Annotated in this window: 11 protein-coding genes; 8 read left to right on the top strand and 3 right to left on the bottom strand. The window is 51.1% G+C overall.

Annotation, left to right across the window (positions count from 1 at the left end):
* The first annotated feature begins 37 nt into the window (after nt 1-37).
* The 8 genes from LQE92_RS09410 to LQE92_RS09375 all read left to right on the top strand — a co-directional run bounded on the left by LQE92_RS09410 (nt 38) and on the right by LQE92_RS09375 (nt 8,799).
* A complete protein-coding gene (locus tag LQE92_RS09410; RefSeq protein WP_231062728.1) occupies nt 38-709 on the top strand; it encodes a ComEA family DNA-binding protein in 672 nt (223 codons plus the stop codon).
* Between the two features lie 25 nt (nt 710-734).
* Entirely contained in the window at nt 735-1,424 is a 690-nt protein-coding gene (locus LQE92_RS09405) for a response regulator transcription factor (protein WP_231062727.1), read from the top strand.
* The gene (locus LQE92_RS09400) at nt 1,381-2,850 is read left to right on the top strand and encodes a sensor histidine kinase (RefSeq protein ID WP_231062726.1); all 1,470 of its coding nucleotides are present in this window, start codon (nt 1,381-1,383) and stop codon (nt 2,848-2,850) included. Before LQE92_RS09405 ends, LQE92_RS09400 begins: the two co-directional genes overlap by 44 nt.
* Before the next feature lie 15 nt (nt 2,851-2,865).
* Nucleotides 2,866-3,840, top strand: a complete 975-nt coding sequence (locus LQE92_RS09395) for a GerMN domain-containing protein (RefSeq protein ID WP_231062725.1) — start codon at nt 2,866-2,868, stop codon at nt 3,838-3,840.
* A 36-nt stretch (nt 3,841-3,876) separates the two neighbouring features.
* Nucleotides 3,877-6,348, top strand: a complete 2,472-nt coding sequence (locus LQE92_RS09390) for a DNA internalization-related competence protein ComEC/Rec2 (RefSeq protein ID WP_231062724.1) — start codon at nt 3,877-3,879, stop codon at nt 6,346-6,348.
* 82 nt (nt 6,349-6,430) lie between these two features.
* Nucleotides 6,431-7,402, top strand: coding sequence for a carbohydrate kinase family protein (locus tag LQE92_RS09385; RefSeq protein WP_231062723.1), 972 nt, complete (start codon nt 6,431-6,433; stop codon nt 7,400-7,402).
* A 7-nt stretch (nt 7,403-7,409) separates the two neighbouring features.
* Complete coding sequence (gene holA / locus LQE92_RS09380) at nt 7,410-8,393, top strand: DNA polymerase III subunit delta (RefSeq protein WP_231062722.1); 984 nt, start codon at nt 7,410-7,412, stop codon at nt 8,391-8,393.
* Nucleotides 8,394-8,613: 220 nt separating this feature from the next.
* Entirely contained in the window at nt 8,614-8,799 is a 186-nt protein-coding gene (locus tag LQE92_RS09375; RefSeq protein ID WP_231062721.1) for a hypothetical protein, read from the top strand.
* A gap of 112 nt (nt 8,800-8,911) precedes the next feature.
* Here the strand turns inward: LQE92_RS09375 and nhaC are convergent, their stop codons facing one another.
* From nhaC to LQE92_RS09360, 3 genes are read right to left on the bottom strand one after another with little or no spacing between them, the layout of a single operon-like run.
* Nucleotides 8,912-10,366, bottom strand: coding sequence for a Na+/H+ antiporter NhaC (gene nhaC, locus LQE92_RS09370; protein ID WP_231062720.1), 1,455 nt, complete (start codon nt 10,364-10,366; stop codon nt 8,912-8,914).
* Nucleotides 10,363-12,033, bottom strand: coding sequence for a hydantoinase B/oxoprolinase family protein (locus tag LQE92_RS09365; protein WP_231062719.1), 1,671 nt, complete (start codon nt 12,031-12,033; stop codon nt 10,363-10,365). Before LQE92_RS09365 ends, nhaC begins: the two co-directional genes overlap by 4 nt.
* Nucleotides 12,020-14,080: a hydantoinase/oxoprolinase family protein gene (locus tag LQE92_RS09360; RefSeq protein ID WP_231062718.1), complete on the bottom strand. Its 2,061-nt coding sequence runs from the start codon at nt 14,078-14,080 to the stop codon at nt 12,020-12,022. The genes LQE92_RS09365 and LQE92_RS09360 overlap by 14 nt, the downstream gene beginning before the upstream one ends.
* Nucleotides 14,081-14,279: the final 199 nt, after the last annotated feature.

Raw genomic sequence — 14,279 nt, 5'->3', positions numbered from 1 at the left:
GTGAGATTTGAGAAGCGTCCGCCGGATGGAGGATGCTGTGAAGAGAAGAAGAAAGAAAAACGAGATAAGACGAAAGACGGTGCGGCCGGCTCTTTTGGCGCTGGCGGCGGTACTCTTGCCAAGTCTTTCCGGATGTGGAAGGACTGAACATGTATGGCTGGAGACGGAGAGCATACCAGCCGAAAAAACAGAGGCTTTTACGGATATGGATAGTGTGGGGCAGAATACGGCTGATCCCGCGGAGGATGAACCAGACACAAACATTTGGGTCCACGTGTGCGGCGCGGTATCCGTACCGGGAGTTTATGAGCTTCCGTTTGGAAGCCGGATCTATGAGGCCATAGAGGCAGCCGGAGGCATGGCGGAGGGAGCGGCGGCAGATTATCTGAATATGGCCGGGACTCTTTCAGACGGGGATAAAGTGGCAGTTCCCTTCCTTTCTGAGCTGTCCCAGGAAGAACAATACGGGGGAGATACAGCGGAAAACGGCGGTGAGCCGGGGGCCTCGAATGACGGTCTGATAGATATCAATCATGCGGAAAAAGAACTTCTGATGACCCTTCCGGGCATCGGGGAAGCGAAAGCGGAGGCGTTGATCGCCTATCGGGAAGCACATGGAGCCTTTGAGCGGCCGGAGGACATCATGCAGGTGTCCGGAATAAAGGAGGCAGCATATGAAAGGCTTAAAGATAAAATAACAGTCAGGTAAATGATTGAGAAGCAGGGAGAACGAGATGGCGAACAGAATTTTGGTTGTGGACGACGAAAAGCTGATAGTGAAGGGAATCCGCTTCAGCCTGGAGCAGGAAGGGATGCAGGTGGACTGTGCCTATGACGGACAGGAAGCCCTGGACTTTGCCAAAAAGAATGACTATGATGCGGTGCTTCTGGATGTGATGCTGCCGGTATATGACGGATTTGAAGTCTGTCAGCAGATTCGGGAGTTTTCCGATATGCCGATCATCATGCTCACCGCTAAAGGTGACGATATGGATAAGATTCTGGGGTTAGATATGGGAGCGGATGATTATATCACAAAGCCTTTCAATATTTTGGAGGTAAAGGCGAGAATCAAAGCCATCATCAGAAGGAACTCAAAGAGGGTGAAGGACGGAGAGGAGAAAAGTGTCCTGAAGGTCAAGGAATTGACCATGGACAAGGAGAGCCGCCGTGTGTTCATCGGGGAGAAAGAGATTAACCTGACGGCCAAGGAGTTCGATCTGCTGGAGCTTCTGCTCACCAATCCCGGAAAGGTATACAGCAGAGAAAAGCTGCTCAACATCGTATGGGGGTATGAGTATCCCGGCGATGTGAGGACAGTGGATGTACATGTGAGAAGACTGCGTGAGAAGGTGGAGGCGAATCCAAGCGACCCGCAGTATGTCTATACGAAATGGGGCGTTGGTTATTTTTTCAAAGGATAAGACACGGGAAAAGAAATTTAAGAGATTAAAGAGCCTGCGTTTGATATGGTTTGTCCTGTTGGTTTTGATCGGTTCTGTCCCTGTGGTGGTCATCAACCGGATCGTGCTGGCGACATCCGGCAATAATGAGGTCCAGTCCAGAATCTCCCGGATACAGAATCAGTGGATGATCGTGGCCGACCAAGTATCTAAGAGCGGCTACGTAGATAATCCGCAGAATGAAGTCGTCGAATCGGAGCTGGTACAGATGGCGAGTCTTCAGGACGGAAGGGCTATCGTAGTCAATCAAGGCTTTCGCACGATAAAAGATACATATGATATCGACACCGGAAAATATAATATTTCGGAATCCGTACTGAAGTGTTTTTCTGGTGAAGCAAATGTAAAATACAGTCCGGGGGCCCAGTATATCGAGTTCACCCAGCCCATCTACAGCTCTGACAGCACAAAAGTGGTTGGGGTCATGATTTTGTCTTCTTCCACCCGTTCCCTTGTAGAGCTGGCGGACAAGCTTGAAAGCCGTATCTGGATGCTGGAAATCATAGAATTCGGGATTCTGGTCGTTCTATCAGCGCTGCTTTCTTCTTGGATGACAAGGCCGTTCCGAAAGATAGCGGCTTCCCTTACCCATGCCACGGAGAACCCGCTTGGAGAGGAGATAAAGGTCAACGATTACACGGAGACCATGGCGATTTCCGATGCTTATAATAAGACACTCAAGCGTCTGCGTACCCTGGATGAATCCAGACAGCAGTTTGTATCCAATGTCTCCCATGAGCTGAAGACGCCGATCACTTCCATCAGGGTATTGGCAGACTCCCTTTTGTCGCAGGAAGATGTACCGGCGGAGCTTTATCAGGAATTCATGGCGGACATTTCCGAAGAGATTGACCGGGAAAGCCAGATCATCGAGGACCTGCTTACTTTGGTGCGGCTGGACAAGGCGTCAACAGAGCTGAATGTGACTCAGATCAATGTCAATGAGCTTTTGGAGTCGATTTTGAAACGGCTGAAGCCGATCGCTCAGCAGAAAAATGTGGAATTGGTCCTGGAAAGCTTCCGGCCTGTCCTTGCGGAGCTGGATAAAACGAAATTTACTCTGGCCATCAGCAATCTGGTGGAGAATGCCATCAAGTACAACAATCGGGATGGCTGGGTTAAAGTGAGCCTTAACGCAGACCATAAATTCTTCTATGTAAAGGTGGCGGATTCTGGCATCGGCATTCCGGAAAGCGATCAGGAACATGTGTTTGAGCGGTTTTACCGGGTAGATAAGGCGCGGTCCAGAGAAGCCGGCGGCACAGGGCTCGGCCTGGCCATTACCAAAGGAATCATCTATTCCCATCATGGGGCCATAAAACTATACAGCAAAGAAAATGAGGGCACAACATTTACGGTGAGGATCCCTCTCATATATATTGCATAGCAGGAGGGAAAAGCGATGAGACGGAATTTGAGATATCTGCTGCTCCTCCTGGCAGTAGTCTGCGGGCTGTCTGCCTGCGGAAAAAAAGAAGCGGCACAAGAGGAGTTAAAGGACGGAGAATATTATATTTATTATACGAACCAGGCATCTACAAAGCTGAAGACAGAGGTCTGCACCGCTTCGGCAGGAGAGGACGTCCGCGCCCTGGCAGATTTTCTTCTGAAAAAAATGCAGGAAACGCCTCAGAATATGGAGCTCATCACGGCGGTACCGGAGGAAGTTAAGATCATACGGACGGAGATGGGGGACAGAGGCCAGCTGTTTGTTTATTTCAATGCGGCTTACAACGGCATGGAGGCCATAAAAGAAATCATGTGCCGTGCGGCTGTAGTGAAAACACTCACTCAGATCGACGGAGTGGATTATGTGGGCTTTTATATCAATGACCAGCCGCTTCTGGACGCGTCTCAAAATGCCATAAACCTGATGTCGGCATCCTCCTTTGTGGAGAATACCGGAAGTGACACTGCGGAGCTTCAGAAGGTTCAGCTGACCCTTTATTATGCGGATAAGACAGGGACTAAGCTGGTGGAGACAGAGAAGAGCATAGTGTGCAGCATGGGGATATCCATGGAAAATCTGGTGGTCAGCCAGCTGTTAAAGGGAGGAGACGGTGAGAGCACGTATGACACGCTGCCAAGAGATGCGTCGGTTTTGAGCGTCACAGTTAAAAAAGGGATCTGTTACGTGAATTTTAACTCTACCTTTTCCACTGGAGCGCTGAACGTAAGTGATTATATTCCGATTTATTCCATTGTGAACTCTCTTACGGAGCTTCCCAATATCAATAAAGTGCAGATTTCTGTGGAAGGAGCCAGCAGTATAAAGTTCCGGGACAGCATTTCTCTGGAGCAGCCCTTTGAGCGGAAGATGGATTATGTGGACAATCCTGGAAGCGCAGAGATCATGGAGAGTGAGACTGCTAAATAGGATGTTAATGCAGACGAAAAGAAAGGATCATAAAGAGTGATAAAACGGCCGTTGCTGTGGTATGCAGGAGCTTTCGTACTTGGAGAGGTGCTCGCCCTGTATGGCTTTAGGGCCTCAGAGGCGGCGATGGTCAGAGGAACATTCTTATTAGGAGCGGCAGCGGTTTTTACCTGTATTTCGGTCTGCTGCCGTAAAAGTATCAGAATGGGGCAAAGTAAGCTGCTGTGGCTTGCTTTGCCTGTTTTTTTTGTGGCCGGAGCAGCTCTCGCCATGATGGCAGAAAAGGAAACTTACCTCGACCCGGTTTTTACGGCAGAAGATAAAGATGAGCTTGAGGCAGAAATCTCCGGAGTCATAGAAAGGATAGAAAGAAAAAGCAGGGATAAGGAGGAGATCCGGCTGTGCCTTAAGGATTGTACGGGAATCCTGTCCGGGAAAGAGACGATGAACGGCGGAAAAATATATGAGCTTGGCAGAGTGACCGTGATATTTAAGAAGACGCCGGCTTCAGTGCCGGAATCGGCAGAGGGAAGGCGGGTACAGGCCCGCTGCAGGCTGGCGGCCATGGAAGTACCAGGGAATCCTGGACAGTTTGACAGCAAGGGTTATTACCGGGCTCTGGGAATTTCTTATTTTGCTTATGGAGAAGATCTGGAGAAGGTGAGCGGAAGCTGTGATATCCTACGGGTATCCATGAGGAGACTTCGGGAATGGATGGCAGAGAATCTGGAACAGGCGGCCGGCGGGCAGGACGCGGGATTGTTCCGGGCTATGGTTCTGGGAGAAAAATGGGCGGCGGAGGAGGAAATAAGGAGCCTGTACCAGAATGCGGGGATCGGGCATCTCTTTGCGATCAGCGGTCTTCATATTTCACTGGCAGGTATGGGAATCTACCGGGTACTCAGAAAAGAAATGAAACGGTCCTTCACGGCGGCAGCCTTGGGCTGTGCAGGGGCATCCTACTGTTATTATCTGATGACGGGAGAGGGGACCAGCGCCGGCCGCGCATTTTTGATGCTCAGCGTATATGGGGCAGGGCAGGTTTTTGGACGGCAATATGACCTTTCGACAGGGGCGGCTTTTGCGGCACTGCTGCTGCTGGTGCGTTCGCCGCTCCTGCTGTTCCAAAGCGGCTTTCAGCTGTCCTTCGGTTCTGTATTGGCTCTGGGGATTTTATTTCCCTGTCTTCAGACGGCATTTCGGAGGGAAGAAAGGCCGTCCCAAACCAGAGAGGAAAGAGGGGTCAGAAAATGGAAGGGGAAGCTGACAGCGGCTCTGCTCTCCGGCCTGTCTATTCAACTGGCCACGATTCCGGTTCAGGCGGCTTCTTTTTATCAGGTGCCCGTTTTCGGCCTGTTGTTAAACTTATTGCTGCTTCCATTGTTTCCCATCATCGCGTCCTCCGGAATATTCGGTGCGTTATTGGGAGGACTGTTTCCCCGGATCACCAAAACCGTACTTTTTCCAGCCAGACTTCTGCTCCGCTTCTATGCGTCTGCCTGCGGTTGGAGCCTGAGACTTCCGGGAGCCATCTGGCGTACAGGCCGGCCGGAAAACGAGCAGCTTTTGTTATACGGTGTGCTTATGGCGGCTCTGCTCTGCTTTGGAAAAAGAAGAGCGGAAAAAGGGCGGACAGCATGGAGACGAACTGTGCGTATAGGAATATGGATCGTGCCGTTCTGTCTGATGCCGATTCCCTGGCACGGGCTGGAGCTCGTTTTCCTGGATGTGGGACAGGGTGACGGCTGCTTTGTCCGGCTTCCGCATGGACTGACATTCTTGATAGACGGAGGCAGCTCCAGCGAGAAAGAGCTTGGAAAATACTGCCTGGTCCCTTTTCTGGACAGCTATGCGGTGGATAAGGTGGACTATGTCATGGTCAGCCACGGAGATGAGGACCATATTAACGGGATTCGGGAACTGATGGAGGAGAAAAGAATCGCTCACCTGGTCTTGCCGGAGGGGCAGGAAAGGGAGCAGGAGGCTCTGGCCGGCATGAAGAATCAGGCAGAGCAGCTGGGGATTCCGGTGCGATATCTGAAACAGGGAGAGACCTTTCATGTGGGAGAGGCTTCTTTTACCTGCCTTTGGCCGGGCAACGGCAGAGGACAAACGGACAACGGCCTGGACAGTAATGAAGCTTCCATGGTGCTGTGGTTTTCCTACAGGAAATTTGACGTGCTGTTTACCGGTGATCTGGAGGGCACAGGAGAAGACGGAGTGAAACGGTATCTGGAGAGATGGGGCGGAAGGGAAGAAAAGAAAATAGATGTTCTGAAGGCGGCCCATCACGGATCCAAAAACGGATGCTCGGAAGAGCTTCTACAGGAAATAAATCCGCCGTATACAGTCATTTCCTGCGGACGGGGAAACCGATACGGCCATCCGTCAAAAGAAGCAATGCAGAGGCTGGAGGCGGTGCAAAGCCGCATTTTCCGTACAGATCAGGACGGAGCGGTGACGGTGAGGAGCGACGGTGTGTCTATGAAAATCCAGAAAACAAAGTGACATGGAAACGGGAACATGATATAATATTACACAATATAGATCATAACAAGAATCAATATAAGAGACCGTTTAGGAGGATACTATGAAGAGACTGATTTCTATCGGAGAGGCGCTGATTGACTTTGTGCCGCATCAGATTGGATGTGAGTTAAAGAATGTCAAGGACTTTAAGGGCGTAGTGGGGGGCGCCCCTGCCAATGTGGGAGGAGCTTATATCAAGCTGGGCGGACCGGCGGCGATGATCACCCAGCTGGGAGAGGATGCTTTCGGGGACCGGATCGTGGACGAATTCATGGGCCACGGCATTGACGTGAGCCATGTGCTGAGAACGGATGCGGCAAATACCTGTCTGGCATTTGTATCCCTTAAAGAAGACGGAAACCGGGAATTTTCTTTTTACCGGAAGCCCAGCGCGGACATGCTGATGAGTGCGGACGTGGTGAAAAAGGAATGGTTTGAAGATGCTTATGCCCTTCATTTTTGTTCCCTTTGCCTGGGAGATTTTCCGATGAAGGAAGCGCACCGAAAGGCCATTAGCTTCGCGCTGGAATGCGGCGATATGATCAGCTTTGACCCGAATATCCGCCTTCCCCTCTGGAAGGATTACGATGAACTCCGCAGGGCCATCCGGGAATTCATTCCCTACGCTCATGTGCTCAAGATTTCGGATGAAGAGCTGGAGTTCATAACCGGATGTACCAGAGTGGAAGATGCAAAGGATGCCCTGTTCCAGGGAAACGTTCAGCTGGTGATCTATACGAAGGGAGCGGACGGAGCGGAGGCTTATACGAAGACGGCATCTGCTGAAGCGCCGTCCAGAACGGTGAAGGCGATTGACACCACAGGAGCAGGGGATGCTTTTATCGGATCGTTTTTATATCAGCTGTCCAGGGACGGTGTTACAATCGATACCCTTAAAGACTTGACGAAGGAGCAGATGGAGAAATATCTGCTGTTCTCCAATCGCTACTGTGAATACAGCGTACAGGGGAATGGAGCGATCGCATCGTATGCGGCCAAAGAGCAGTTCGAGGAATTTTTGAAAGAGAAGTAGGAATTATATGAAGGTATTGAGCCAGGATATTAAAAACCATACGTTTAAGCCGGTCTACTGCCTGTACGGTGAAGAGGCCTTTTTGAAAAAGAGCTTCAAAAACCAGCTGAAAACAGCAATCATCGGAGAAGACACCATGAATTTTCAGAGCTTTTATGGAAAAGAAGTGGATGTGCCCGAGATCATCAGCCTGGCAGATACTATGCCGTTTTTTGCGGAAAAGCGTTTGATCCTGGTGGAAAACAGCGGTTTGTTTAAAAAGGACGCCGAGCCTCTCGCTTCTTATCTGCCCGGTATGCCGGACAGTACGATACTGATCTTTGTGGAGGAGCAGGTAGACAAGCGGAATAAGCTGTATAAAAAGGTAAAAGAGCTTGGGTATGCGGCAGAGCTTTCCAGACAGCCGGAATCCCAGCTCAAAACCTGGATCCTGAGAATTTTAAAGCAGGAAGGAAGACAGATTTCCCAGACGGCCATGGAGCTTTTATTGAGCTCCGTGGGAGATGACATGGAGCATATCCGGACGGAGCTTGAAAAGCTCCTTGCTTATACGGAGGGAAGAGAAGGGATTACACCGGCTGATGTGGAGGCCGTCTGTTCGGTGCAGATCACGGGACGGATTTTTGATATGATCACGGATATCGCTGCCAGAAGACAGACCAGGGCGTTGGAGAAATATTATGATCTGATGGCGCTCAAAGAGCCGCCGATGCGGATTCTGTTCCTGATAGCCAGACAGTTCAACCAGCTCTTGATCGTGAAGGAGCTGACTGCATCGGGCAGGGGAAAGGATGAGATAGCCAAAAAGGCGGGTATTCAGCCCTTTGTGGCGTCGAAGGCCATTGCCCAGTCAGGGAGCTTCCGGATGGAAGAGCTGCGGGACTATGTCAGGAAATGCGTCGAGGCAGAAGAAGCGGTCAAGACGGGACGTATGGCGGACAGCCTGGCGGTGGAGCTTCTGATAACGGAGTTTTCCAGGAGCAGGTCTTAAATTTTATACCTTTGAATACCTTTCAAACAAACTTATCTTTGCAGATCAGAGGGGACAGGAGGAAGTCCGCTTCCATCCAGGCGGGTCGCTGGCAGCCGTAACCAGCATCTTTGCGGCCTTCAGTCGGTCCTTTCCAACTGACATGGATAAATCGATGTTTTTCCATGTCAGATTCCAACAAAAATCCGCATGATATGCGATTTTTGCCTCCCTGCGGCCGGTGTTCCCCAAACGGAGGGAGGCAGAAACGGAAATACCGATTCCGTTTCTGAGCGAACAGGAGACGGGAAATCATAAAGATTTCCTGTCGACATGTGAGCGGTACTGCCGGAGCGGGGATAAAGCGGCCCCTGCATCGCCAGCGAGCCGAAATCGTGACGGCTCGGAATTTCTGCCGATTTCTTGACTAAAACTAATAGAATGATTCCAAAAAGTATTTAGTATCATATAAATAAAAAGACCGGGAATGTGTCTGCCCGGTCTTTTTGATTGTCAAAAGCTAAATTAGATATGTTTTATTATTTCTTCTGGGCGGCCAGCTTTGCTTTTTTGCTGAACCACATGCCTTTTCCCCTCACGGGAGAACCGTCTTTCTTGAAGATCGCAAATCCTGTCAGCCCATAGATGATTGCCATAACGGGGCAGAGGAGCGGCAGGAACGAATACGGCAGAGAAGATATCGTGGGCACGCCCAATACGCCGGATACATAGATTGCCGCCATGGACCAGGGCACGAGGAAGGAGAAAATGGTGCCGCCGTCCTCCAGGGTCCTGGAAAGTACATAGGGGGCCACATCAGCTTTATCGTAGGAATCCTTGAAGATTTCACCGGGCAGCAGAATCGATACATATTGGCTGGCGGTGAGCACTACGGTCAGAAGGCAGGTGAACAGAGTGGTGATGACCAGCGGACCGGGCTTGCGCACCAACGCTTCCAGTTTGCCCAGGATGGCGCTCAGCACACCCATTCTCTGCAGAAGCTCGCCAAAGGAAAGACAGAGCAGGGAAAGAGAGACCGTGGTCATCATGCTGGAGATACCGCCGCGGTTGAACAGCTTGGCTACAACTTCATTTGCAAAGTCAAATTTGAATCCGGTGGCCATGGAATCGAATACAGTCGCAATGCTGAACTGGGGCTGAGCGATGAAGGCCACGATGATACCGGCAATGGTTCCGGCCAGCAGAGCCAGGAAGGAAGGCACCTTCCGGATTGCAAGTACAATGGTCAGAATCGGTATCAGCAGCAGGAAAGGAGATACGTTGAAGGTCGAAGTAATACCTTCGGAAATCGCCGTTACGTTGCCCAGATCCACGTTGGATGCGTTGTACTGGAATCCGAGTACGAAGTACAGGATCGCTGAAATGATCGTAGCGGGGACCGTGGTAAACAGCATGGATTTGATATGCAGGAAGATATCCGTGCCGGCAACAGCAGGGGCAAGGTTCGTGGTATCGGAGAACGGAGACATCTTGTCGCCGAAAATGGCGCCGGAGATGACCATACCGGCGGTGAGGCCGGGGTTGATGCCGATGCCGTAGCCGATGCCCATAAAAGCAACGCCCAGGGTACCTGCAGCTGTATAGGAGCTTCCGGTGAAGAAGGAAACGATACAGCAGATGATGAAGCCGACCAGCAGGAAATAGGACGGAGACAGGATCTTCAGTCCGTAATAGATGATGGAAGGCACTACGCCGGATACGATCCAGGTGCCGACTACCATACCTACGCTCATCAGAATCAGGATGACCAGTATAGCCTTCTTACATCCGTCCAGGATGATCTCCTGGACTTCATTCATGGAAAAGCCGATGCACATGGCGATGATGGCCATGGCCACCAAAACCAGTGCAAATACGGTAACTGTGGTCAGTTTGAGAACTGCCAGCCCGACTGCCATGATCGCCACCATCACGATCAGGGTAAAGATGGCCATCGGAAATCCCATTCGTTTCGATTCTTTTTCTTTACTCATCTTTCATCCTCCTTATTTGCAGCCGGGTAACAGGTGTTTTTGGTCTCCAGGCTGATTTTTCCCTCTTCGTAATCTTTTTTTACCTTATTAATATCACGCTTTGCAGGGTCTCCATATCCGCCGCCTCCGGCCGAAACTAAAGTTACAGTGTCTCCAGATTCCAGAGGGACGTTGCGTACCTTGTTCTGCGTGTTGATTTTCCTGCCTTCATGGCAGACATCCAGATAGGACGTGGAACCTCCCATGCCGCCCTGCAGTCCCCAGGGCTTCGTCCGGCTTCTTTCTGTGGAAGCGGCCGCCAGCACGGTGTTTTCGCTGTCGTCCAGGATGCAGATGCCTCTGCGGATGCCCATGCCGCCCCGGTACATGCCGGGACCGCCGCTGTCCTCTTCCAGCGCATATTCTTTGACTAAAAGGGGATACTCCATTTCCAGAGATTCGATGGGGAGGTTGGAGCTGTTGGTCATATGTACCTGTACGGCATCCAGGCCGTCTTTATTGTAACGGGCACCGTTTCCGCCGCCGATGGTCTCCACATAGACATAAGGCTTACCGGAACGGGCGTCCTGTCCGGCGATACTGAAAAAGGTTACGGCTCCGCAGCCCGCGGCGATGACATTTTCCGGGTCAATCTTTGCGAAGGCGCCGAAGATAACGTCTGCCAGACGCTGGGTCGTAGTCTCACGGTCAAATGTGGGTGCCGGCTCGCTGGCGCAGACGATAGTGCCGGGCTCTGCCTTTACGTCGATGCTGTCAAAGAAACCGGAGTTTGCGGGTATGGTCTTATCCAACAGGCATTTCACCGAATAGAATACTGTGGCCAGCAGAGCACTTTTTACACAGTTATATGGGCCGGTCACCTGAGGATGGCTTCCGGAAAAGTCAAACAGGAGATGGTCCCCGGAGACGACCAGCTTTACCCGAATCTGCAGGTTTTCGTTGCCGTTCCCGTCATCATCCAGGATATCTTCAAATTCGTATTCTCCGTCCGGCAGGTTTTGGATTGCTGTCCTGGCTTTCTTTTCTCCGTATTTGAGCCATTCCCGGCAGAATTCAAAATACGTTTCCAGTCCGATCTTTTCACAGAGCTCTACGATCTTGTCCGCGCCGAATTGGTTGGTGATGAGCTGCGCCTGGATGTCTCCGCGGCGCTCTTCCTTGAGCTGGAAGTTGAGAAGGATCAGGTCATAGATATCTTTATTGAGCTTCCCTTTTTCATAAAGCTTCACCACGGGAATGCGGAGGCCTTCATCGAAGATAGTCGGACCCCTTCTGGAGCGGTCCGCGTGATGGCCGTTGTTTACCACAAAGGCAATCAGCTTTCCTTCATAAAAAACAGGCTTTACCAGGGCAATGTCCGGAAGATGAGAGCCGCCGCCGGTATAAGGATCGTTGGCGATGTAGACATCTCCGTCGTATATTTCCGATTTATCCCATCTTTTCAGGAGCTCCTCCACCGCGCCGAAGAGGGAGCTGAAATGGATCGGAATATGCTGAGCAAGGGAGAGGACCTTGCCGTCTGCATCGAAGATGGCCACGGACAAGTCCTTTCTCTCTTTGATATTTGTGCTGTATGCGGTTTTAGTCAGGATGACTCCCATCTGCTCCGCGATGGAGAGAAGGCCGTTGCTGATGACCTCCAGGGTAATGGAATTAATGTGACTCATGGAAACGTCCTCCTGTTCTAGTAATGATCATATTGAAATATTCGTCCACCACGGCTTTCTGGTTTTTGAGGATAATGGTGGTGGAATCCATCTGCTCCACGATTGCAGGACCTGGAATCACATTGCCGCAGTGAAGCAGGTCGCGGTCATAGAGAATGTATTTTTCACGGCTGCCGTCCTCCATGAGCACCATACGGCTGCCCATGACAGCGGCAGAAGCGTCTTCTCCCACGAAGTCCTCCCGCTCGATCTGAGGCTTGCTGATATGGCCGATGGCGGACAGACCAAAATTGACGATCTGAATTTCGTCGGCGGAAGTATAGGAATACAGCCGCATATAAGTTTCAGTGAACTGTCTGGTCAGGTCTTCCATGGAGGCAATGCTGTCATCTACGGATACGACGATCTCATAGTTCTGCCCCTTGTAGCGCATGTCCAGATAGTATTCCAGCTGGCGGTTCTCTTCCAGGATGTTTTCCTTGTCAAACCATATCACAGCCTCTTTTTTCAGGCGGCTGTACATATCCGTGATGCAGGAGAACGGCGTATGGTTCAGATCCATGACGCTGGTCTGCACAAAGTCACGCCGCATATCCTCCGTCAGAAGGCCGTAAGCAGCCAGGAGGCCGGGGGCCTTTGGAATGATCGCGGTGGACATATTGAGCTCTTCTATAAGCTCGGCCGCATGAAGCGGACCGGCTCCTCCGAAAGCTACCAGTGAAAAGTCAGTGGGATTGTAGCCTTTTTCCACAGTGACGTTTTTGATTTCCTTCACAATATTGGAATTGCCGACGGTGATGATGCCGCGGGCCGTTTCTTCCACATTCATATTAATCTTCTCAGAGAGGCTCTCCACTGCTTTGAAGGAGAGGGTGGAATCAATGGGAAGCTGGCCGTTCAAAAGCTCTTTATTATTCAGATGTCCGAGGATTACACGGGCGTCTGTAATAGTAGCTTCCTTTCCGCCGCGGGCATAGCAGGCAGGACCGGGCTCGGCTCCGGCGCTCTGAGGGCCAACCTTCAGGATGCCGCCGCTGTCCACCCAGGCAATGCTGCCGCCGCCGGCTCCGATGGTGGATATATCGATAGAGGGAATCCTTACAGGATACCCGCTGATGTTTTTATCCTTGGAGCTCTCGATATTGCCGTTAACGATCATGCTGATATCGGTACTGGTCCCGCCCACATCGAGGGTGATGACGTTCTTGTAATCGATCAGATTCGTCAGATACTGGACGCCGATGACACCCGCGGCCGGGCCGGAGAGGCCGGTCTTTATGGGATAAGCAGCAGCCTCCCGGATGGACATAAGTCCGCCGTTGGAATGGTTGATATATACCTTTTTGATTCCGATCTGCTCCAGAGTGTGTCTCAGGCTGTCCAGATATTTTTTTACCTCGGGCCCTACGAAGGAATTGAGGACCGTACCGCAGAGCCGTTCAAACTCACGGAACTGGTTGGAAATCTCACTGGAGGTAGAAATATAAATTCCGGGCAGATGCTCTTCAATGAGGGCTTTTACCCTTGCTTCATTCTCAGGATTTAAGTATGCGTTTAAAAATAAAACGGCCACAGCCTCGGCGCCGCTCTTCTTGAGCTCTTCTATCAGCGCCAGGATCTCTTCGTCCTGGAGTGCCTCCAGGATCTCGCCCTTATAGTTCATACGTTCCGTCAGTTCAAATCTCAGATTCCTGGGAACCAGGACGGGAGCCTTGTCCATCTGGAGATCATAAAGGTCCGGACGTTTCTGCCGCCCGATCTCCAGAAGGTCACGGAAGCCCTTTGTGGTCACCAGGGCCGTGCGTGCTCCCCGGCTTTCCAGGATGGCATTGGTCGCTACGGTAGTGCCGTGGATAAAGCGGTCTACATTTTCATAATTCAGACCGTATTTTTCCACGATCTTACGGACGCCTCCCACGACTGCCTGGGATTGGTCCTTTAAAGAGGATGGCAGTTTATAGACCATCAGCTCGCCAGTTGTTTCATCAATTGCGCATATGTCGGTGTTGGTGCCGCCGACGTCGACGCCGATTCTGATTTTGTTCACGTTAAATCTTCTCCCCTCATTCTGTCTGATATGGCCTCCCCTCAGGATACGTTTCCCGTCGGAGAGCATTTGCTGTTTTGGAACTCGAATCTGTATAGGAAATCTTTCCTATATAATAAAAGAGCAGCCACATGCACGGTATATGCACATGGCTGCTTTACATCATTGTAAGCTGTAATCCAAAACGTTCCGGCTGCGG

The sequence above is a fragment of the Lientehia hominis genome, from assembly GCF_021044755.1.
In the GTDB taxonomy this organism is placed as follows: domain Bacteria; phylum Bacillota; class Clostridia; order Lachnospirales; family Lachnospiraceae; genus Lientehia; species Lientehia hominis.
This window is presented reverse-complemented; position numbering and strand designations above follow the sequence as displayed.